This is a genomic window from Brenneria goodwinii, assembly GCF_002291445.1.
In the GTDB taxonomy this organism is placed as follows: Bacteria; Pseudomonadota; Gammaproteobacteria; order Enterobacterales; family Enterobacteriaceae; genus Brenneria; species Brenneria goodwinii.
Genome location: NZ_CP014137.1, coordinates 1,969,585 through 1,988,336 on the forward strand (window position 1 = coordinate 1,969,585; position 18,752 = coordinate 1,988,336).

The following is an 18,752-nucleotide window of genomic DNA, read 5'->3' on the forward strand; positions in this document are numbered from 1 at the left end:
CCTTTTTGCTGGCTAAGCATCCGCTTCCATTGGAAAGGTAAGTTGCACCAGGGTGCCGCTTCCCGGCGCACTTTCGATAACCACCTCTCCTCCCAGCATTCTTCCTCGCTCTTTCATGCTAATCAGGCCGAAGGCATCGGCTTTGTTTATCTGGTCGTCAAATCCCTTGCCGTTATCCTGGATACGCAGCACCACATCGCCGGCGTGGTTTTCAAGCGAGATCTCCACCTTTGTCGCCTGCGCATGACGCGCCACGTTGGTCAACGACTCCTGCGCGACGCGAAATGCGGCCGTCACGCATTCGTCTTTGAGTGTCAGTTCCGGTTCCGCCGTTTTTAACAGACATTCGCCACGGTAATTACGGTTGAATTCGTCACACAGCCATTCCAACGCGGGCGTCAGCCCCATATTGAGCACATTGGGCCTCAACCGCGTGGATACGTTGCGCACCACCTGGATGGTCTGGTCCGACAACAGCATCAACCTCTTCAGCTGCTCCTGCATGTCCGGATTGTCCTTGGCAAAGCACATGCGCATCAGCGACAAACTCATGCGGATGGTGGTCAGATGTTGCCCTAGTTCATCATGAATTTCCCTGGCGATATGCTTGCGCTCCGCCTCACGGGAAATCTCGCGCTGACGCGCCAGCAGGCTCAGTTGCATATGCGAGTCCTCCAGTTTTCTTTCCGCATAGCGAATAGCCGTAATATCGCGGCCTACCGCGAGAATGGACACCAGCGCGCCTTGCTGATCGAACTCGGGAACACAGCGAATATGGTGAATAACCACATGGCGCTGATCGCCTCTGCCATTTTCATCCGATAACTCCCCCTCCACGCTATGGCGGCTATCAACCACCTGTTGCACTAGCTGCTGGATACGCATGGCGCACTTGGCGCCCGGCATTAAATCCGTCAGCTTGCGGCCACACAGTTGCTCAATGGTAAAATCCAGATGTCTTAGCGTTGCCGGGTTGGCATACAGACAGTTCAACTGGGGATCAAAACGGGTTATTAGGTCAGGCGTATTTTCCACCAGCGCGCGAAACTCTTGTTCCCGCGCGTATGACAACTGTTCGATATGCTTGCGTTCCCTGATGTCTCTTACCACACACATGCTGTAACTGCGTCCTTTATGTTTGAAGTGAGTCAAATTGACTTCGACAGGAATAACCATACCGAAATGGGTTATGTGGCATGTTTCAAACGTAATACCCCTATCGGTATCATATTCCTTCCACCAACCTGCCGGTCTGCTCCTGGCCGGCCAATTGGGGTCGATATCTGCAACCCGTAATTGAAGAAACTCATCGCTGCTGTAGTGCAGCGTTTGGCATGCCGCCTCATTGGCATAGCAGAAACGCCCTTCTTCGTTCACGATGTAAATCGCGTCTTTTATACGGCTAAACGCGAAATCCACCAACTCCAGCTGTGGCACATCGGTATCAGACGCGGTCTGAAAAGGTTGCGTGAACATCATTAGACTTCCCCTTGTTAAGTGAATAGCGCGCATGGCCGAAACCATGCCGCGTTTCAGATACATCACAGGAGCCGAGCTCAGAACCTACCTGCTACAACACCGGCGTACTGGCTGACAGAAGGCTTTACTTCTATGAACCGCGCGGGTCAGGCATCCACTGCTTGACGAATAACCCCGCGCGCACGGGACAAACGTGAACGGACCGTCCCGATAGGAATATCCAACCGCAGTGCAATGTCCTGATAACTGACGTCGGAATCGAGCAACATCAGCAACATATTGCGCGTCTCATCAGGCAGGCTGGACATCGCTTCAGATGCCTTGTGCAACGCTCTCTGGCTCTCTGTGATCATTCCCGGATCTGTATCAACTGTTACGTTTTCCAGTGCCTCATCACCGATTTCATACGATCGCTGACGCGCCTGTTTGAAATGATTGCGCACCAGGTTAAGGGCTATGCCGAACACCCAGGTTTCCGGACGCGACGCGCCGAGAAACTTATCCTGATGCTTTAGTACCTCCAGGTATGTCATTTGCTGTAAATCCTCAACATCGTCATGGTTGCTGACACGTTTACGGATAAAGTTATGTAACCTCTTTCCATGTTGCCGAAACACCTGTTCCCAATCGACGGATGGCACGTTATACGAGATGTCTTTCTGGTCGGAATAGACCGGGGTAGAGGTTTCCATTTCACTTACTCTCCGCTGTTAGCCCACATTGGCGCCAACGGGATAGCAAGACCTGTACCACTCTTGGTTTTTATTTAATGCATTGATTTAAAGTCATTTATTTTATTATTGCTGAAATTTTACGCAACTTTTTGCCGACCGTTCCTAAAAGCGGATGCAAGTTTTTGCAATGCCCAAAAGTATATGATTCCCCTCGGCAAGAAATACCTATTGCTCTGATTTTTGGTTTCTATACCGAGAGTTTTCGCTACGCGGGAAGGCGGCGCGTTTTCGACTGGAAAGATGAATCGCATCCAGGAACTGTCCGCGCTTTCGAACCACACAACAACACCTTGTTGATTCACGCCGGACAGGATAATGACAAAAATTCAGAATGTTACGCCCGTTACGACGCCCATATCCCGACCACTAGATACCGATAACGATCCGGCGACATCGCCGGCGGCGGTAAAGGCGCCGGCTCATCATGAACCGCTGCGCTCGCCGCTCGCCACATCAATGGAAGAAGTCGCCATGGCGTTTGGCGAACAGGCGGAGCGCAGAAGTAAATCGCTGAATCGCCGCAATATCACCCAAACCGATGGGCGGACGCTGACCAACGTCGAACGGATTGAGAAACTCACCGAGTTGTTCAAGCTGTTGGAAAACCCGGCCGAAGGATCACCCGATCGGCAAATGGATCGCATGCGCGGCCTGCTGACCAACGCTGAGACGCCGACGGTAGAAGCGATGCTTCAGGCCGCGGGCAACGATCCGGCGCGGGGCGACGTGCTGCTCAAACAGATCCTCAGCCAGGCGCAGACCAGCCGGCCCGAGTTGGCCGAAGCGGCGGAACGGGCGCTGCAGCATCTGCATCAGGAGAAAGGGCCGGAAATCAGGGCGGGATTAAACACCGCCGGCGCCATTTCGCTGTTCAGCGCCCACCCCGAACACCGGCAGGCGATACGCGATCTCTACTATCGGAAAGTGGTCCACCAACAGTCGGTCAGCGCCCTGCTGGACGCGCTGCTGGAGCACGTGGGCGCCAACCGTTTCGCGGACGGTCTGCGTACCATGCAGCGCGCGCTGTCGGCGGACATCGCCTGTCAGGCGTCGTCTATCCCTAAAGCGGCGTTGAAAAAAATGCTTAACGGCCTCAACGACGCCAGCCACTTGAGCCACACGCTATCGGCCAGCAGAGAGATGCTTGAGCGCCTGTCGTTAAAACTGCCGTCGTTTACCTTAGGCGCGATTGATCTCACCCGCCGCTTGATCGGTCTGAGCGCTAATGGCGCCTACGCGCGCGATCTGCACAACCTGGGACGCGAGGTGGCCGGTACCGAACCCCGCCATCAGATCATGTTTTTCAACGCGTTGCTGCCATTGGTCCGTGAATTGCCGCAGCCGCTGTGGCGCGATCTGAAAAACCGCCAGACCGCTCTACATCTTATTCGCGGCATGATCGGCGATGCCGCGCAGTACGAGAATAAGAGAGCCTCGCTGTCGCCGTCGCCAGGCGGGGATTTATTACTATGAATCTGGTGATTATCTGGCTCAACCGCATCGCCCTCAGCGCCATGCAGCGCTCTGAAGTGGTGGGCGCGGTCATCGTCATGTCTATCGTGTTTATGATGATCATCCCGCTGCCGACGAGCCTGATTGACGTACTGATCGCATTCAATATATGCGTCTCTTCGCTGCTGATTGTACTGGCGATGTATCTGCCCAAGCCGTTGGCGTTCTCCACGTTTCCGGCGGTGCTGCTGTTGACCACCATGTTCCGGCTGGCGCTGTCGATTTCCACCACCCGCCAGATCCTGCTGCAACAGGACGGCGGCCATATCGTCGAAGCGTTCGGCAACTATGTGGTGGGCGGCAATCTGGCGGTCGGGCTGGTGATCTTTTTGATTCTTACCGTCGTCAATTTTTTGGTGATCACCAAAGGTTCCGAGCGGGTGGCAGAAGTCGCCGCGCGCTTTACGCTGGATGCCATGCCCGGCAAACAGATGTCGATCGACAGCGATCTGCGCGCCGGGTTGATTGAAGCGCATCAGGCGCGGCAACGGCGTGACAATCTGGCGAAAGAGAGCCAGCTGTTCGGGGCGATGGACGGCGCGATGAAATTCGTCAAAGGCGACGCCATCGCCGGTCTGGTGATCGTGTTCATCAACATGATCGGCGGGTTCGCCATCGGCGTATTGCAGCACGGCATGTCGGCCGCCGACGCCATGCACGTTTACTCCGTCCTGACGATTGGCGATGGGCTGATCGCGCAGATCCCCGCGCTGCTGATTTCACTGACCGCCGGGATGATCATTACCCGCGTTTCCGCCGAAGGACAGCCGCTAGACGCCAACATCGGCCGCGAAATCGCCGAGCAGCTCACCAGCCAGCCCAAAGCCTGGATCATCTCCGCCCTAGGCATGTTTGGCTTTGCCTTACTGCCCGGCATGCCCTCAATGGTATTCATGGTGATCAGCCTCGCCTCGTTCAGCAGCGGGGTATTCCAGCTATGGCGGATTAAGCAGCAAGGGATCCTGACCCATTCGCAGGCCGAGGCGGACAACCAGCCCGCCGAGCAAAACGGCCATCAGGATTTGCGGCGTTTCAATCCGACGCGCGCCTATTTGCTGCAGTTTCATCCGTCGATGCAGGGAAATCCCGCCACGCTTTCACTGGTTCAGCATATCCGCCGTTTACGCAACCGGTTGGTTTATCAATTCGGCATGACGCTGCCGTCGTTCGACATTGAGTTCAGCGATCGGCTGGACGAGGACGAATTCCAATTCGGCGTGTATGAAATTCCCTACGTCAAAGCCACCTTCGTCACCGAGCGTTTGGCCGTGCACCGCTCGTCGTTCGATCAGGGCGAACTGGAGGATGCCATCGCCGGTTCAACGCTGCGTGATGAAGCGGACTGGCTGTGGGTTTCTCCCATGCATCCGCTGCTCGAACAGGAAACATGCCCGCGCTGGGCGGCGGGGGAATTGATCCTCATGCGCATGGAGAACGCCATTCACCGCTCCGGAGCGCAGTTTATCGGCCTACAGGAAACCAAGTCGATCCTGACCTGGCTGGAGAGCGAACAGCCGGAGCTGGCGCAGGAGCTGCAACGCATCATGCCGCTGTCGCGCTTTGCCGGCGTGCTGCAGCGGCTGGCATCAGAACGGATCCCGCTGCGTTCGGTGCGTCCGATTGCCGAAGCGCTGATTGAAATCGGGCAGCACGAACGCGACGTCCACGCATTGACCGACTACGTGCGGCTGGCGCTGAAAGCGCAAATCTGCCACCAGTACAGTCAACAAAACACCCTGCATGTATGGCTGCTGACGCCGGAAACCGAAGAGCTGCTGCGCGACTCGCTGCGTCAGACCCAGAATGAAACCTTCTTCGCGCTGACGCAGGATTATGCCGCCACCTTACTCGGTCAACTGAGGCGCGCCTTTCCGCCCTCATTGCCGTCCACCGGTCAGATATTGGTTGCGCAGGATTTACGCACGCCTTTACGCGTCCTGCTGCAAGAGGAATTCCATCATGTGCCGGTGCTGTCGTTCTCCGAACTGGAATCGCATTTGTCTATCAACGTCCTCGGGCGGTTTGATCTGTATGAAGAAAACACGCCTTTTAGCGCATAGGAATGAAATATGTTTGAGCTACGCGTACTAACAGGTTTACATCGCGGTGCGGCATTACCGCTGAGCGGAACGTCCTGGCGGATAGGCGCCGATGACGATGCCGATCTCGTCCTCTACGATCCGGGCGTCAGCGCGCGGCATTGTCTGCTGGAAAAACAGGAAACCGGCTGGCTGCTCAGCGCGCTGGACGGCGCGCTGAGCGACGCGGAAGGCCATACCGTCGGCCAAATCGCCGATCTGACGCCCGGCACGCCGTTTGCCCTTAATCACATCTGGCTGTGCGTGGTCGCCGCCGAAACGCCCTGGGAAACGGAACCGGAGCCCGCCGCGACCGCCGTCAGCGAGGAAAACGCAGCGGAAACATCGCCGGCGGAAACGCCTGACGCGGTACAGCCCGCCCCCGCGCCGCCCCCGTCCGCGACCGTCGTCGCTCAGCGTCTGCCGTTGTGGGCCAAGAGCTGCTATCTGCTGCTCAGCCTGTTGCTCATGATGATGATCGGCAGTTGGTTGTTGCAAGAGAGCGTGGCGATGCCCCCCGCGCCGCCGCCGAAAGATACGCGCCGCATGATCAACACCGTGGTGCAGCTGGAACGTACGTTGCACGCCATGTTGCGCGAGCGTGAATTAACCGACGCGGTGAAACTGTCTTCCACCCATACGCGCGTGGTACTGACCGGTCAGCTAACCCCGGACGAACAAAAAAAACTGGAACGGATGCTCCTTCAATTCCACCAACGTTATAAAACCGCCCTGATGGTTGATAACCGCACGCAGTTGAAGCACGCACAATTGCCGTTTCAGATTGTGCAGGTCACCAGCGGGCCGCGGGCCAATGTCGTCACCGCCGACGGCAGACGGTTGTTCGTCGGCGATGAGGTGGATCAGCTCCGGCTGGTCAGTATTGACGAGCATCAGATCGTGTTCGCCGGTCAACAGCAGATTAGGGTGAATTGGTAAAATGCAGACGCAAGCAGCGATAGATTTTCCACTGATGACCCGCTGGTTTCAGCAGCAACGGCGGCGGCTGTCCGATTTCGCCCCCGTCGATTTAAAAGGGCGGATTATCGGCATCAGCGGCATTTTGCTGGAGTGCAGCCTGCCGCGCGCGCGCATCGGCGATCTCTGTCTGGTCGAGCGCCAAGACGGCAGCCAGGTAATGGCCGAGGTCGTGGGTTTCAGCCCGCGGAACACCTTTCTGTCGGCGCTGGGCGCGTTAGACGGCATCGCCCAGGGGGCCGCCGTCGCCCCGCTTTATCAGCCCCACTGCATCCAGGTTTCCGATAGGCTGTTCGGCAGCGTGCTGGACGGCTTCGGACGCGCGCTGGAAGACGGCGGCGAAAGCGCATTCGTCCAGCCTGGAGAACTCCATGGCAACGCCCAGCCGGTATTGGGCGACGCCCCGCCCCCTACGGCGCGCCCGCGCATCGCCACGCCGTTGCCCACCGGTCTGCGGGCCATCGACGGGCTGCTGACGCTGGGCCAGGGGCAGCGCGTCGGTATCTTCGCCGGCGCCGGCTGCGGCAAAACCACGCTGCTGGCCGAACTGGCCCGCAACACCCCGTGCGATGCGATTGTCTTCGGCCTGATTGGCGAACGTGGACGCGAACTGCGCGAGTTTCTCGATCATGAACTGGATGACGATCTGCGCCGCCGTACCGTACTGGTTTGCTCCACGTCCGATCGCAGCAGCATGGAACGCGCGCGCGCGGCCTTTACCGCCACGGCGATTGCCGAAGCGTATCGCGCCGCCGGCAAGCAGGTCTTACTGATCATTGACTCCCTGACCCGCTTTGCCCGCGCCCAGCGCGAAATCGGCCTGGCCCTTGGCGAACCGCAGGGCCGCGGCGGTCTGCCGCCGTCGGTATACACCCTGCTGCCGCGGCTGGTGGAACGCGCCGGACAAACCCAGACCGGCGCCATTACCGCCCTCTATTCGGTGCTTATCGAGCAGGATTCCATGAACGACCCGGTGGCGGACGAAGTGCGCTCGTTGATCGACGGGCACATCGTTCTCACCCGGCGGCTGGCGGAACAGGGCCACTATCCCGCCATTGACGTGCTGGCCAGCCTGAGCCGAACCATGAGCAACGTGGTGGACGGCGGGCACAATCGTCATGCCGGCGCCGTACGCCGCCTGATGGCCGCCTACAAGCAGGTGGAAATGCTTATCCGGCTGGGAGAATACCAATCCGGCCACGATGCGTTAACCGACTCGGCGGTCAATGCCCAGCAGGATATTACCCGATTTCTGCGTCAGGCCATGCGCGATCCTATGGCCTACGACGATATTCAACAGCAATTAGCCGAGGTCAGCGCCCATGCTCCATGACGAAGCCGCCGCCCAGGAATTACACGCCACGCTGAACCTGCTGATGCCGATTCGCCGCCAGCGTCTGCTGCGCAGCGAACGGCAGTTGCGCCAGGAAGAGCAGGCGCTGGCGGAGATCAACGCGCAGCTAGCGCAGCACCGGCAGCAGTTGCAACTGCTGCGCCAGGCGAGTCAGCAGCAGCGCGAAACCTTTGACACGCAGCTAAAAGGCCAGGATCAGGCGCTCGAAAGCCTCAAATCGCAACTGGCCGCCGAGCGCAAAGCGCTTCGCCACATCGAGCAGGAAATTCAGCGCGGTCATGCCCATCAGCAACGGCAGCATCGCCAACAACAGCAGATCGGCCAGGCTCGTCAGACGGTTCGTCAGCGCCAGAAGGCCGTCGAAAAACTGGAATTTTTGTTAACGCTGCATCAGGAGCGCACATGAGCAACCCAACCATCCCGTGCCAGAAACCGGCCAATACCGCCGCGGCGGCGCCAACGGCGTTGTCCGCCAAATCCCCGGGCCGAGGCGAGAAGGAGCAACACCATTTTTGGCAGGCGTTCACCTTTTCCAGCGGCTTTGAACAGGCGGTTTATCAGACAGGAAATCCCGGCGCGTCCGCAACGGCGGCGGCAGTCTATTTTGATTCGGCGCCGGCCGACGGTCACGATACCCAGACGGACAGAGTGACAATGTCACAATGGGCGCCCCTCCAGTGCGAGTTGGTCGAATCAGTGGACAACATTGGCAATCCGCCGTTTTCATTCAGCCTGCAACTGCCGCAGTTGGGTGATATTGACGTTACGCTGGCAGCGCTGGCGCCGCAGGGCTGGGATATCGCCCTGCGATTCAGCCGCGACGCCTACCCGTTATTAAAACATCGCCGTGAAGCCTGCCGCCGCTCGCTGTCCGATGCGCTGGGCTGTCCGGTCAGGCTCAGTTTTGAAAGCCGCGAGACCGAGCGATGGTAACTCAGCCGCTGACGTTGCCGCGCATGCCCCGCGAACAGGTCGACATACGCAATCAGCTCGCCGCGGGTCTGACGCTTACCTTCAGACGTGAAGATCGGCCGGGTGAAATACGCCTGACGCTGGCGGAAGACGGCGGCACTGATGAGCCGCTCAGCCACTGGCGTTGCGACGATGGCATTTTCGCGCTCTCCTCGCCCGCGCCGGTTTTAAGCCTGTTGTCCGACTGCCCGTTATTGCCTGCAACGGACGGGCAAGCGGCACAGGAGTGGTATTGGACGCTGTATAACCAATCTCTTGCGCCATCGGTCGCGGCGGTGCTGGGCCAGATACTTCCCCATCCGACTCCCCGGACAGCGGAAAGCATGGTGACAGGCCAGCTAACGGTAAGCTGGAACGGCATTCGCACGCGCAGCCGGATACAGGCGTCCACGGCCTGTTGGCGGGCGCTGCTCAAACGCTCCGGCTGGCGACGGATCTATCCGGCCTTGCCGCACTCGCTGCCGTTTACGGTTCCCCTGATACTGGCCGACGCCGTTCTCACGCCAGCGACGCTGAGCCGGCTTGGCAACGGCGATGTCATCCTGCCGACCACGCCCTATTTTTCCCCTGACGGCCAGGGATCCATCACGCTGGGTTCGCGGCGTCTACAGGGCGCGCTGCGCTTAGCAGGGCTGGCCCCTTACCATTTTGTCATCGCCGATATGGAGATTACGCCAATGAACGACGCCTCTTTCAACGACATGCAGGCCCAGCAGAGCGCTCACGACGAAATAAGTGACATCGTCACAAGTGAAGACCTTACAGATCAACACACCCCGTCCAAACTACCGCCGCTGCCGGTTACGCTTAACGTCCGCTGCGGGCATATTGTCTTTACGCTGCCGGAGCTACAGCGTCTAAGCTGCGGATCGGTCCTGACGCTGCGTGACGTGGTGCCGGGAGAAGCCTGGCTGTGTCACGGCGATATTCCCCTGGCGCATGGCGAGCTGGTTGATATAGAGGGCAAACTGGGGCTGCAAATTACCCGGCTGCTGTCCACGCCCGACACCTCGGCTCAACAGGAGCCCGAGGTATGACTGCCGGTCAATTCGATCCCTTGATGTTCGCGCTGTTTCTGGGCGCGCTTTCCCTTATTCCGTTGATGATGATCGTCTGTACCTGCTTTTTAAAAATCGCCGTCGTGCTGCTGATTACCCGCAACGCCATCGGCGTACAGCAAGTGCCGCCCAACATGGCGCTGTACGGCATCGCGCTGGCGGCCACCCTGTTCGTCATGGCGCCGATCTTTCAGGATATCACCCAGCGTTTTCAGGAGAGCCCGCCGGACACCAGCGACATGACCGTTTTACATGAGAGCGTGCTGCACGGTCTGGAACCGTTGCAAACGTTCATGTCCCGTAATACCGACCCGGACATCCTCACTCATTTGCATGAAAACAGCCTGCGCATGTGGCCGCCGTCCATGTCGGAAAAAGTCGATACCCAGAATCTGCTGCTGGTGATCCCGGCCTTTGTGCTGTCTGAGCTGACGGCCGGATTCAAAATCGGTTTTTTAATCTATGTGCCGTTCATCGTTATCGATCTGATCGTCTCCAACGTGTTGCTGGCGCTGGGGATGCAGATGGTGGCGCCCATGACGCTCTCGTTGCCCCTCAAGCTGCTGCTGTTCGTGCTGGTCAACGGCTGGACTCGGCTGCTGGATGGCCTTTTCTACAGTTATCTGTGAGGACCGAATGGAAATTATCACGCTTTTCCGGCAGGCCATGGTAATGGTTGTCCTGCTCTCCGCCCCGCCGCTGCTGGTGGCGGTTATCGTCGGCGTATTGATCTCGCTATTGCAAGCGGTGATGCAGCTACAAGACCAGACGCTGCCGTTTGCCGTCAAGCTGATCTCCGTCGGCGTGGCGCTGGCGCTGACCGGCCGTTGGATCGGCGTGGAGCTGATCCAGCTTGCCATTACGGCCTTTAACATGATCGAACACTCCTGAACCCGAGGCTGCGCGATGATCGCCACCATCCAGCACGTTTATGATTTTATTATCGCCATCACGCTGGGTATTGCGCGTATCTATCCCTGTTTTATTCTGGTGCCGGCGTTTTCGCTCAACGTGCTGAAAGGCATGTTGCGCAGCGCGGTGGTGATTTCGCTAACCCTGCTGCCGGCGCCGATTATCCAGCAGCAATTGCTACAGACGCCGCTCTCCTGGCCGATGCTGCCAGGGCTGTTATTAAAAGAGATCATCGTCGGCCTGCTGATCGCCCTGATCCTGGCGATGCCATTCTGGCTGTTTGAATCCGTCGGCGCGCTATTCGATAACCAGCGCGGCGCGCTGATGGGCGGACAGCTCAACCCGGCATTGGGGCCGGACTCCACCCCACTCGGCCACCTGCTTAAACAGCTTATTATCCTGCTGCTGATTATCGGTATCGGCATTAGCGGGCTGACCCAGCTTTTGTGGGACAGCTATCGCCTGTGGCCGGCTCTGGCATGGCTGCCGCCCCTTACCGAACAAGGGTTTGAGGTCTATCTGAAGCTGCTCGCCGAAACTTTCACCCATATGGTGATCTATGCCGGCCCGCTGGTCGCGCTGCTTCTGCTGCTGGAATTCAGCATCTCGCTGCTCAGCCTCTACAGCCCGCAGTTGCAGGTGTTTGTGCTCTCTATCCCGGCCAAATGCCTGGTCGGACTGGCTTTTTTCATCGTTTATCTGCCGGTTTTGCACTACCTGGGAGATGGCAAACTTCAGACGCTACCGGACTTAAAACATCTGTTCCCGCTGTTTTTCCCACCGTCGCCATAACGGTCTTATCATGAGTGAAAAAACCGAAAAGCCCACCGATAAAAAACTTCAGGATGCCCGTAAGAAAGGCGAAGTCGGGCAAAGCCAGGACGTTCCCAAGCTGTTGATTTGCGTCGGGCTGCTGGAATGCATTCTGGCGTTGGCCGACCATACCATGGGTAGATTGCAGGCGCTGATACAGCTCCCCTTGATGCGGCTGAGCCAGCCGTTCGGCCAGGCCGTCAAAGAAGTATTCCATGACGCGATGACGCTGGCGCTGACCTTTTGCCTGCTGGCCGCCAGCATTGCGGTGTTGCTGCGGATCATGGGCGGCTGGATACAGTACGGCCCGCTGTTTGCTCCCGAAGCATTAAAAATGGATCTGAACCGGTTGAATCCCATTAACCAATTCAAGCAGATGTTCTCCATGCGCAAACTGACGGAGCTGATCACCAATATCCTGAAAGCCGTCGTCATCGGCACGGTTTTTTATAAGGTTGTGGTGCCTGAGCTGGAGTCGCTGGTGGAGCTGGCTTACGGGGATTTAAACGGTTTCTGGCTGGGGGTGAAAGCATTACTGGCGCATATCTCTCGCACCACGCTCGTCGCGCTGCTGGTACTTTCCGTACTCGACTTCGGGTTGCAGAAATACTTTTTCCTCAAGCAGCAACGCATGAGCCATCAGGATCTGCGCAACGAACATAAAGACTCCGAAGGGGATCCGCACATGAAGGGGCACCGTAAATCTCTGGCCAATGAGTTGATTAACCAACCGGCGGCCCCCACGCCGCAAAAACCGGTTGCCGAGGCCGATATGCTGCTGGTCAACCCCACCCACTATGCCGTGGCCCTCTACTATCGCCCCGGCGTCACCCCTTTGCCGAAAATTATCTGTAAAGGCGAAGACCAGCAGGCGCAGTTGCTTATCGAGCAGGCCAAACAGGCGGAAATCCCGGTTATCCGTTTTATCTGGCTGGCGCGAACGCTTTACCGTACCCCCGTCGGTCATTACATTCCGCGCGAAACGCTACAGGCCGTGGCGCAGGTTTACCGTACCCTGCGTCAGTTGGAAGATGAACAGAAAGATGAAGTGATTGAAATGGAATAAAACCAACTCGTCTCAGATTCGAAACAGCGACCGAGGCACGGGCGGCCGTCATTGTTTCAACGCCAATCTCATTTTACACCCGTCGAGGTAACCTTACCGGCGCAAGACAGTTCTATACATTAAGGGTGCTATCGTTTTATCACCCTTATTGATGTTGTGTTCTTGATATTGAGTTATCCATCCCTGCCAATGAGTAGTTTTCCCGCCCCCGTGGCGGGATTTTTTTTGCCGTCGCTTAGCGCTATCCGCCTGGTGAATGCGCGCACGATAAACACTGTCGCCATCATGCTAGGCCTGCCAACGCATTTCCATGCGCTTGAGACATACTCCCGCCAGACTGGAAAAATAAAGACGCTCTTTTATTAGCGTGAAACCATGCTCTTACAATTGCATTCTTTAAAAAAATGTTACATATCGATACGCCTTCGGCCACGATTCTGCTTTACAACAATCCCGGCTTGTTTCAGACTCGACACCCGCTATTTAGCAACCCCAAAAGCCTTTTTTTGAAATGAGCCTTTTCACGAATCACTCTAATAATTTCAACCAGTTATCAGGTCAACTCCGAATTGACCCGTACTGGAGATCCGAAGAGTGGCTGAGGTAATCTATCGCGCCATGTGAAACACGGCCCATCTATTTCAGGGAGCGCGGCGTTTAGGGCGTTAACCATTAAATAACAATATTTGTATAGGTTTTAGTTAATGAAAAAAGCAAAACTCTTTCTCTTGACCGTTGCCGCGTTATCCCTCCCCTTGGCGGGGTACGGCGAGCCGGCCAAGACAACGGACAAGAGCGAATCTCGCATACCTGCAATTAAGCTCACGAATACCGCCGATAACCATTCCACTTTTTTAAAGGGAAGCATTCCAGCGCTGGAAAAAATCCCGGCGAAACAATTCTGGATCAGCAACTCCACGGAAGATTGGGAGAAAAACACGCACCCGGCGCCAAGAAAACAGTATGTAGTTACGCTAAAAGGAACGCTGAAATTTAAAGTAAGCGATGGTTCGACATTCACCGTCGCGCCGGGCACCGTGCTTCTTGCTGAAGATACCCAAGGCGAAGGGCATAGTTGGGAAATGGTTGAGGGAAGTGAATGGGTCAGAGCTTATATCCCCATCACTGATAACAACGACTACTTTATTGCTGACAAATAACGCAAAAAAGCCCTGGCTACAGGGCTTAAAACATAAACGATGGGTGATTCGGCATTAAGTTGACTAGCCTTACTGCCGGCGTCACTCATGACAGCGGTTTGATTCACCCCATGTAGTTACTCTGCGGCATTTCTCTACGAGCCTTGTTGTTATTGCCTGTCGCCAAGTACCAGCATGTTGAAATCAGACAAAGCACATAACCAAAAAGCTCAGACCCCTCTTCCACGATGTTCTTTACCACTCGAATATACCCATCCTGCATTATGTGTTGCCACAGGACTTGCATGCCAAATAGGCGAGAGAAAAACAAAATGCAAAGAAGCCCGGAAAACATCATGCCGTAAGCAGGATGACTCGTGAAAATCGTCAGTTGATGAATGGTATCGGCGGGTTTTTTAAAACAAAAAAACATCGTTACGATGGCAACGGTCAGGGCAAACCACACCCATGAACCATGTGCTATGACGTCAAACAAAAAGTCCATTTCACGAATAAGCATACAGCCGAAAAATCCCGCAACCAACACAAAGCTGTGCATGTTTTCTTTGTTTCTAACCCCCTGGAACAGGTTCAAACACACGATCGCCGTCAGTATCAACGCTTGGGAAATCTCTGTAATTGAGGTTTCTTTAACATCATTATGCAGCCAGTGCACATCTAAAAATAATGCCACGATTGCCAGTATCACAAGACTCACTGAGAGCAACAGGAAAAGAAATTGTCTAAAAAAGAATTTCATACTAATTATGTTCAGTAAAATAAATGTCATATTTTACTATCTCAGATTGATTGGTATTCTCTTTTAGTGCGCTAGTTGTCAGCAACATTAGCCGTAGAGCCCGAAAGCCCGCATCGCAATGACCAACGGCTGACCTGTACGGTATCTGATGCAAGAACATGCTCATTTCACTTTTCCCTTCGTTATCTGTGATCGATACCTCATTGCATTCTGGTAGTGAGTTTTATGAGGGGGATTTATCAAGGTCAGGAAAGCCACGGACATCGTTCCTTTCATGAAATACGCAGTCTAACCGGACGACGCGATAAGAAAGAACGAGGAAAGACATTTATCCAAAAGTGACCAGGTCACAAATCAGCCAAAGTGACGGATAAACATCTGGATACGCGGGGCAAAGAATACGCCTATCGACACAAGACCGAATACGATTCCTTTATACGCTAAATAAAGGCTATATCGTTGAATAACATAGATTATTTCACACATTCAGTCTAAAAATCATCAAAAAAACCGTCCCACCCCATCCTTTAAAATCAAATACATGCTAGATTTTTCGTAAATCGATGGGAAAATTTCGGGCGCAATTTATAAGACAAATTGATTAACGGAACGACGATCTGCCTACTCGACGACAACGATAAACTGACAGCATGCCTGTTGGTTCGTATGCCGTCATTGAAGACTCAGGGTTCTATATTGTAGTACATGTAGGAGAGAAAGACGCGCCGGCGATCCATATCGATCCTGTTTCAACGCTTGAGGATGCGCTCGACATTATTGCCGGGCGCCTGTCGTTTTTTGCGTGAGCAAAAGCCCATCGGTAACCCGATGGGCGCTTCCCCTAGTGCCGTTTTTATAGTTTTTCATCACCACAATCATGGCACCTGAGCTGTATATTTTATAAACGTTTATACAGATCGATTTGGGTTAATTGATCGGTTATAGCGATCAATTACCGGCAGGGAAATATTTATAATTGTCTTCACAGTTACGCCGCAAACATTCGCGACTAAAAAAGGCTACCTATTGGCAGCCTTGAGGATTCTGGTGCTATGTGTTTATGAAGTGTGGCAATCTTAGCGCCATAGCTCGTTGATGTGATCCACCAGCAAAACGCACCGCCAGCAAACAGACCGATCACAAGCGCCAGCCCTGCTATTTTCCAGCTTGGAAGAATAGACACAACGCATGTTCCTTATCTCATCGATTTAACATGTCAGAATTGGATATATAATTAAAAATCACACATATTGCATGGTTTTTATACAGGGGCAAATAATGAAAAAGGCTATTATTGCATTACTGGCTATCTTGCCAACCTTTCAAACCTTGGCTTTAGACTGCGACAACGCTCAGACTCAGTTAGATATGAACCAATGTGCAAACGAAGAGTATAAAAAAGCAGATAGTGAGCTTAACACTCTTTATCAAGATGTATTAAAACGAACGAGTGACGAGCAAACTAACCTACTGAAATCCGCACAGAATAAATGGATTGAATATCGTGATTCTGATTGTAAGTTTCAAACATTCCAATCCAAGGAAGGTTCTATTTATCCCATGGTATATGCTCACTGCCTGGCAAACAAAACAGCAGACCGAATAAATGAATTTAAAAGTATGCTGAATTGCGAAGAAGGTGATATGAGTTGCCCACTTTAGATTTCCTCAAAGCGCGGAGTTCCGCGCTTTATTTAATCCCTTGAGACATAGCGTTTTCTCCTTCTCGCGCCGAATTTCAAGCCCGCGTAACATTTTCGTGGATCTAAAAAATAAATAATTATAAATCAATGAATTAAAAAAAGACCGAATACGATTCCTGTATCCGGTCTAGGGAAATGGCTCTTGGGAGAGAGCCTTGCGCTAAAAGTTGGCATTTTTACAAGCTGAACTAGCCTTGTAACCTAAGCGTAGTCAACTCCCTCGCATTTTCCAGTTTTCCCATGGCGGAAATTATTACAATTCGGATAAATATCACACTTATAATTAACTGCAATCACCCACAATTTAACATTTAATTAATAATCAATAACTTTATTGCTGACTGTCGGGATCGCAAAGTTGTTCAGCCAGTTCAACAAACGGCTGTAAACTTTTCTTCTGACCAGGGTTATTGGGATCATCCAACCAGATGGTATCGATCGGCTGCGCGTTTACCCGGCCAGCTTTCATTTGTGCGATAGCGGCATCGTTGAGCGGATATTGCATCAATGTGGCGGTATTCAGGGCATACAGCGCCTTCCCGGGCCGACATATGAGCTGCACCTCCTCTCTCGTGAAGGCCCACTTATCGCCATACTGTAAACGGCTTATATTTGCCAGCTTCGCTGCTGCAAAGGCATTCACAGACATGGACACAAGAATAAGGGATAGCGTTAGTTTCTTCATCATGATGTTCCTGAACATGATTATTCAGAGGCGTTTGATCGTCGCAGCTACGCGGCGCCCCCGATCAAAAAGTAGATTTCATTCCATATAAAACAGAGGGTTACTAAATATAAGCTGACAATGATGATAACGATAGTGACCGGTGAAGTCGAGCGGCAAAGCGGCTTATCTGGCGGCAGGGATGAATAAGGTTGTCGTAGAGGGGGTATCGAAAACGCGACCTATTTCAGAACATGATAAACCGGGGTAAGGCACGGGCGGCCATCATTGCGTGGCAATGCGATCGCTCAGCCGATGCGCATTGCCACGGTCTCTCTTCATATTTTAAATCGCAGGAGTGTTAACCTCCCACATTTTAAAATCCGTTGGCTAGAGACAAAAATCTTCGTCAGCCGAAAGAACTCAGGCTGATTCACTACCCGCGGTACTGGTCGCCATTTTTTTCAGCTCTTGATCGATAAAGAACAAACCGCCTTCGTTGGTATTAACCAGCGCCAGTTTATCCAGAATAGAACTGAACAGTTTTTCTTCTTCATGCTGCTCTGCCACATACCATTGCAGGAAGTTGAACGTTGAGTAATCCTGTAAGGTGATGGCTTCATGAGCCAGTTCATTAATTTTTTCAGTAATCAACTGCTCATGTTCATATGTCTGCTTGAAGACGTCAGCCAGTGAGGCAAAGTCTACCGGCGGCGCAGCGATAGCGCCTAATATTGGCATGCTACCCGTATCATCCAGATAGTTGAACAGCCGCTGCATATGCTCCATCTCTTCCTGGGAGTGCACTTTTAGAAAAGCGGAAGCGCCTTCAAAACCTTTATCGCCACACCAGGCACTCATTTGTAAATATAAATTGGCGGAATAAAACTCCAGATTAAGCTGTTCATTCAGTTTTTTAATCATTTCTTTTTTTAACATAATCATTCCTTATTTCTCTGGCAGGTAAATGTTTTGCAGCTCATTATGCCTGAATGCAAAAAATAAAAACATCTTATTAACTAAATTAACAATAATTATTTTTTATTTTAAAATCATAAAGTTAACATAATTTAATTGATATTGATTTTTATTTACAGCAAATATTTCGCTATTATTATTGATAATAATTTTTATTATCATGCGTGTAGGTTAAATAAAAGTTCGGCTTATTTTGTACTATTCGAACACATAACGGAGGCTTGCCATTTCACAGCCTCTGTTTTACTTTGACGGACAACGCGTCTTACCAGGAGAAACATCCCATGGGATATAATTTGGCAGATCTTTCCAAAGAAGAGATGGACAAGGTTAATGTGGATTTGGCGGCATCAGGCGTGGCTTTCAAGGAGCGCTATAACATGCCGGTCATCCCTGAAATGGTAGAGAAGGAGCAGCCGGAACATCTGCGTAGCTATTTCCGCGAGCGCGTTGGTGTATACCGCCAGCTCTCTTTGCAGTTCTCTCGCCTGCCTTACGAGCCGAAATCGAAATAATCCCTCTTACTCACGTCGCCGGTGACATATTTCATCG

Annotated in this window: 20 protein-coding genes; 15 read left to right on the forward strand and 5 right to left on the reverse strand. The window is 53.5% G+C overall.

The window, feature by feature from the left end; genetic code table 11:
* Positions 1–12 precede the first annotated feature (12 nt).
* Together ACN28R_RS08845 and ACN28R_RS08850 are read right to left on the reverse strand one after the other, a co-directional pair.
* Positions 13–1,479 (reverse strand): PAS domain-containing sensor histidine kinase, encoded by a 1,467-nt coding sequence (locus tag ACN28R_RS08845; protein ID WP_048639079.1) that lies wholly within the window; start codon positions 1,477–1,479, stop codon positions 13–15.
* 146 nt (positions 1,480–1,625) lie between these two features.
* Positions 1,626–2,171: an RNA polymerase sigma factor gene (locus tag ACN28R_RS08850; RefSeq protein ID WP_048639080.1), complete on the reverse strand. Its 546-nt coding sequence runs from the start codon at positions 2,169–2,171 to the stop codon at positions 1,626–1,628.
* 357 nt (positions 2,172–2,528) lie between these two features.
* On the opposite strand from ACN28R_RS08850, the gene sctW reads away from it, so the two are divergent.
* The 12 genes from sctW (at position 2,529) to ACN28R_RS08910 (ending at position 14,116) form a co-directional block, all read left to right on the forward strand.
* Complete coding sequence (gene sctW / locus ACN28R_RS08855; protein ID WP_095834183.1) at positions 2,529–3,686, forward strand: type III secretion system gatekeeper subunit SctW; 1,158 nt, start codon at positions 2,529–2,531, stop codon at positions 3,684–3,686.
* Complete coding sequence (sctV, locus tag ACN28R_RS08860; RefSeq protein WP_095834184.1) at positions 3,683–5,785, forward strand: type III secretion system export apparatus subunit SctV; 2,103 nt, start codon at positions 3,683–3,685, stop codon at positions 5,783–5,785. The genes sctW and sctV overlap by 4 nt, the downstream gene beginning before the upstream one ends.
* Before the next feature lie 9 nt (positions 5,786–5,794).
* A complete protein-coding gene (locus ACN28R_RS08865) occupies positions 5,795–6,742 on the forward strand; it encodes an FHA domain-containing protein (protein WP_095834185.1) in 948 nt (315 codons plus the stop codon).
* A 1-nt stretch (position 6,743) separates the two neighbouring features.
* Positions 6,744–8,114 (forward strand): type III secretion system ATPase SctN, encoded by a 1,371-nt coding sequence (gene sctN / locus ACN28R_RS08870; protein ID WP_048639084.1) that lies wholly within the window; start codon positions 6,744–6,746, stop codon positions 8,112–8,114.
* Complete coding sequence (locus ACN28R_RS08875) at positions 8,104–8,541, forward strand: type III secretion protein (RefSeq protein ID WP_048639085.1); 438 nt, start codon at positions 8,104–8,106, stop codon at positions 8,539–8,541. The genes sctN and ACN28R_RS08875 overlap by 11 nt, the downstream gene beginning before the upstream one ends.
* Entirely contained in the window at positions 8,538–9,068 is a 531-nt protein-coding gene (locus ACN28R_RS08880) for a type III secretion system HrpP C-terminal domain-containing protein (protein ID WP_095834186.1), read from the forward strand. Before ACN28R_RS08875 ends, ACN28R_RS08880 begins: the two co-directional genes overlap by 4 nt.
* Positions 9,062–10,144, forward strand: a complete 1,083-nt coding sequence (gene sctQ, locus ACN28R_RS08885; RefSeq protein WP_095834187.1) for a type III secretion system cytoplasmic ring protein SctQ — start codon at positions 9,062–9,064, stop codon at positions 10,142–10,144. The genes ACN28R_RS08880 and sctQ overlap by 7 nt, the downstream gene beginning before the upstream one ends.
* Positions 10,141–10,794: a type III secretion system export apparatus subunit SctR gene (gene sctR / locus ACN28R_RS08890; protein ID WP_095834188.1), complete on the forward strand. Its 654-nt coding sequence runs from the start codon at positions 10,141–10,143 to the stop codon at positions 10,792–10,794. The genes sctQ and sctR overlap by 4 nt, the downstream gene beginning before the upstream one ends.
* A 7-nt stretch (positions 10,795–10,801) precedes the next feature.
* Positions 10,802–11,056 carry a type III secretion system export apparatus subunit SctS gene (gene sctS, locus ACN28R_RS08895; protein WP_048639089.1) on the forward strand — a complete coding sequence of 85 codons (255 nt, stop codon included), beginning with the start codon at positions 10,802–10,804 and terminating at the stop codon, positions 11,054–11,056.
* Positions 11,057–11,071: 15 nt separating this feature from the next.
* On the forward strand, positions 11,072–11,869 hold the full coding sequence (gene sctT, locus ACN28R_RS08900) for a type III secretion system export apparatus subunit SctT (protein WP_095834189.1): 798 nt from the start codon (positions 11,072–11,074) through the stop codon (positions 11,867–11,869).
* 10 nt (positions 11,870–11,879) lie between these two features.
* Positions 11,880–12,956, forward strand: a complete 1,077-nt coding sequence (gene sctU / locus ACN28R_RS08905; RefSeq protein ID WP_095834190.1) for a type III secretion system export apparatus subunit SctU — start codon at positions 11,880–11,882, stop codon at positions 12,954–12,956.
* A 704-nt stretch (positions 12,957–13,660) separates the two neighbouring features.
* Positions 13,661–14,116 carry a cupin domain-containing protein gene (locus ACN28R_RS08910; RefSeq protein WP_048639092.1) on the forward strand — a complete coding sequence of 152 codons (456 nt, stop codon included), beginning with the start codon at positions 13,661–13,663 and terminating at the stop codon, positions 14,114–14,116.
* A gap of 103 nt (positions 14,117–14,219) precedes the next feature.
* Here ACN28R_RS08910 and ACN28R_RS08915 read toward each other — a convergent pair whose 3' ends face one another.
* The gene (locus ACN28R_RS08915) at positions 14,220–14,885 is read right to left on the reverse strand and encodes a hypothetical protein (protein ID WP_236840206.1); all 666 of its coding nucleotides are present in this window, start codon (positions 14,883–14,885) and stop codon (positions 14,220–14,222) included.
* Between the two features lie 620 nt (positions 14,886–15,505).
* On the opposite strand from ACN28R_RS08915, the gene ACN28R_RS08920 reads away from it, so the two are divergent.
* Positions 15,506–15,661, forward strand: coding sequence for a hypothetical protein (locus tag ACN28R_RS08920; RefSeq protein ID WP_236840207.1), 156 nt, complete (start codon positions 15,506–15,508; stop codon positions 15,659–15,661).
* Positions 15,662–16,133: 472 nt separating this feature from the next.
* Positions 16,134–16,517 (forward strand): lysozyme inhibitor LprI family protein, encoded by a 384-nt coding sequence (locus ACN28R_RS08925; RefSeq protein WP_095834192.1) that lies wholly within the window; start codon positions 16,134–16,136, stop codon positions 16,515–16,517.
* A gap of 372 nt (positions 16,518–16,889) precedes the next feature.
* Here ACN28R_RS08925 and ACN28R_RS08930 read toward each other — a convergent pair whose 3' ends face one another.
* On the reverse strand, positions 16,890–17,246 hold the full coding sequence (locus tag ACN28R_RS08930) for a YebY family protein (protein WP_048639134.1): 357 nt from the start codon (positions 17,244–17,246) through the stop codon (positions 16,890–16,892).
* Between the two features lie 399 nt (positions 17,247–17,645).
* Complete coding sequence (ftnA, locus tag ACN28R_RS08935; RefSeq protein ID WP_048639135.1) at positions 17,646–18,161, reverse strand: non-heme ferritin; 516 nt, start codon at positions 18,159–18,161, stop codon at positions 17,646–17,648.
* Between the two features lie 323 nt (positions 18,162–18,484).
* Between ftnA and ACN28R_RS08940 the strand changes: the two genes are divergently transcribed.
* Entirely contained in the window at positions 18,485–18,715 is a 231-nt protein-coding gene (locus tag ACN28R_RS08940) for a DNA polymerase III subunit theta (RefSeq protein ID WP_048639136.1), read from the forward strand.
* Positions 18,716–18,752: the final 37 nt, after the last annotated feature.

Excerpts from the sequence above, each read along its gene's own strand:
- ACN28R_RS08845 (WP_048639079.1), bottom strand. The coding sequence starts at position 1,479 with ATGATGTTCACGCAACCTTTTCAGACCGCGTCTGATACCGATGTGCCA.
- ACN28R_RS08850 (WP_048639080.1), bottom strand. The coding sequence starts at position 2,171 with ATGGAAACCTCTACCCCGGTCTATTCCGACCAGAAAGACATCTCGTAT.
- sctW (WP_095834183.1), top strand. The coding sequence starts at position 2,529 with ATGACAAAAATTCAGAATGTTACGCCCGTTACGACGCCCATATCCCGA.
- sctV (WP_095834184.1), top strand. The coding sequence starts at position 3,683 with ATGAATCTGGTGATTATCTGGCTCAACCGCATCGCCCTCAGCGCCATG.
- ACN28R_RS08865 (WP_095834185.1), top strand. The coding sequence starts at position 5,795 with ATGTTTGAGCTACGCGTACTAACAGGTTTACATCGCGGTGCGGCATTA.
- sctN (WP_048639084.1), top strand. The coding sequence starts at position 6,744 with ATGCAGACGCAAGCAGCGATAGATTTTCCACTGATGACCCGCTGGTTT.
- ACN28R_RS08875 (WP_048639085.1), top strand. The coding sequence starts at position 8,104 with ATGCTCCATGACGAAGCCGCCGCCCAGGAATTACACGCCACGCTGAAC.
- ACN28R_RS08880 (WP_095834186.1), top strand. The coding sequence starts at position 8,538 with ATGAGCAACCCAACCATCCCGTGCCAGAAACCGGCCAATACCGCCGCG.
- sctQ (WP_095834187.1), top strand. The coding sequence starts at position 9,062 with ATGGTAACTCAGCCGCTGACGTTGCCGCGCATGCCCCGCGAACAGGTC.
- sctR (WP_095834188.1), top strand. The coding sequence starts at position 10,141 with ATGACTGCCGGTCAATTCGATCCCTTGATGTTCGCGCTGTTTCTGGGC.
- sctS (WP_048639089.1), top strand. The coding sequence starts at position 10,802 with ATGGAAATTATCACGCTTTTCCGGCAGGCCATGGTAATGGTTGTCCTG.
- sctT (WP_095834189.1), top strand. The coding sequence starts at position 11,072 with ATGATCGCCACCATCCAGCACGTTTATGATTTTATTATCGCCATCACG.
- sctU (WP_095834190.1), top strand. The coding sequence starts at position 11,880 with ATGAGTGAAAAAACCGAAAAGCCCACCGATAAAAAACTTCAGGATGCC.
- ACN28R_RS08910 (WP_048639092.1), top strand. The coding sequence starts at position 13,661 with ATGAAAAAAGCAAAACTCTTTCTCTTGACCGTTGCCGCGTTATCCCTC.
- ACN28R_RS08915 (WP_236840206.1), bottom strand. The coding sequence starts at position 14,885 with ATGACATTTATTTTACTGAACATAATTAGTATGAAATTCTTTTTTAGA.
- ACN28R_RS08920 (WP_236840207.1), top strand. The coding sequence starts at position 15,506 with ATGCCTGTTGGTTCGTATGCCGTCATTGAAGACTCAGGGTTCTATATT.
- ACN28R_RS08925 (WP_095834192.1), top strand. The coding sequence starts at position 16,134 with ATGAAAAAGGCTATTATTGCATTACTGGCTATCTTGCCAACCTTTCAA.
- ACN28R_RS08930 (WP_048639134.1), bottom strand. The coding sequence starts at position 17,246 with ATGATGAAGAAACTAACGCTATCCCTTATTCTTGTGTCCATGTCTGTG.
- ftnA (WP_048639135.1), bottom strand. The coding sequence starts at position 18,161 with ATGTTAAAAAAAGAAATGATTAAAAAACTGAATGAACAGCTTAATCTG.
- ACN28R_RS08940 (WP_048639136.1), top strand. The coding sequence starts at position 18,485 with ATGGGATATAATTTGGCAGATCTTTCCAAAGAAGAGATGGACAAGGTT.